The organism is Roseisalinus antarcticus (genome assembly GCF_900172355.1).
GTDB classification, from domain to species: Bacteria; Pseudomonadota; Alphaproteobacteria; order Rhodobacterales; family Rhodobacteraceae; genus Oceanicola; species Oceanicola antarcticus_A.
This window is the reverse complement of record NZ_FWFZ01000123.1, coordinates 1-1,404: the sequence shown is the minus strand read 5'-3', so window position 1 is coordinate 1,404 and position 1,404 is coordinate 1. Positions and strand designations below refer to the sequence as shown.

Here is a 1,404-nt window from a genome sequence, read left to right as displayed (position 1 = left end):
GACTGACGTCGAACCTTCTTTTGTGGATGCCGCTCGTTTTGCAAGGAATTTCTGATCGTTTTGACATGTGATCGAGTGCGTACTTTTGTCAGGCCTGTTCGTGCGGCTGACATGGCGCCGCTGGCCGGGATGGTGATGCGCGGACCGGGTCCAAATCTCCAACGGCGAGCTCGGGGCTCGGAGAAGGTTTCTGGTTTGCCCGACCCGGATCGTATCGATCATGTGCCCATGCTGATCATGCCTTCCTCACAACTCGGTGGGCCCAATGCCCGTTCGACGCCGGATCAGGCGCCGATCAGCACCGGGCCACGATAGCTTTCACCGCGCGTCAGCATCGCCCAGATGCCCCGCGCCATCTTGTTCGCCAGCGCGACCGCCACGACCGGGATCGGCTTGCGCTCCAGCATCCGCGCCAGCCACGATCCCTTCGGCGCCTCTCGCCGCGAGGCCCAGCGGATCACGGCAGTCGCCCCGATGACCAGCAATCGACGGATGTCGCGTTGTCCCATCTTCGAGGTCTTCCCCAGCTTCTGCTTGCCACCCGTGGAATGCTGCCGCGGCACGAGGCCGAGCCAGGCGGCGAAGTCGCGTCCGCGCCGGAACTGCTCCATCGGCGGGGCGAAGGTCTCGACCGCGAGCGCGGTGATCGGGCCCACACCCGGCATCGTCTGCAACTGGCGCGGCATTTCCGCTTCATTCGACATGGCCGCGATCTGTGCTTTCAGCGCCTTGATCCGGTCGGTCAGGTGGGCGATCTGCTCGAGGAGCATCCGGCAGATATCGCGCGCCAGATCAGGAATGTCGGCGTCAGGATCTGCGATGACCCGTTCCAGGCGCGGCAGGTAGCCGATGCCTTCGGGGGCGACGTGGCCGAACTCGTAGAGATGCGACCGAAGTGCGTTCACCGCCTCGGTGCGCTGTTTCACAAGCTGCTCGCGCGTGCGGAACGCGACCGCCCGCGCCTGCTGCTGGGCCGATTTCGGCTCCACGAACCTCATCGTCGGTCGCAGCGCGGCTTCGACAATCGCCTCGGCTTCGGCGGCGTCGTTCTTCTGCCGCTTGATGAACGGCTTGACGTAATGCGGCGCGATCAACCGGACCTCATGCCCATGCCGCGCCATCTCCCGTGCCCAATGGTGCGCGCTGGAACAGGCCTCCATCGCCACGAGGCACGGTGGCTGGTCCGCCATGAACCGCGAGAACTGCGGCCGCGACAACTTCTTGCGGTATACGACGGACCCGTCCGCCGCGGCGCCGTGCACCTGGAACACGTTCTTTGCCAGATCGACGCCGATGATGGTAACTACTTCCATGGATGCCGTCTCCTACAGCTTGTGCTTCAACACCACGAGTTTGGCACATCGCGATGCCGTCAGGGGAGAGCGGCATCCACCCCATCTCCAC

General features: G+C 64.4%; 1 protein-coding gene. It reads right to left on the bottom strand.

Features of this window, described 5'->3' with window-relative positions; all coding sequences use genetic code 11:
• Positions 1–284: 284 nt before the first annotated feature.
• Positions 285–1,313: an IS110 family RNA-guided transposase gene (locus ROA7023_RS23505; RefSeq protein WP_085881349.1), complete on the bottom strand. Its 1,029-nt coding sequence runs from the start codon at positions 1,311–1,313 to the stop codon at positions 285–287.
• Between the last annotated feature and the right edge of the window lie 91 nt (positions 1,314–1,404).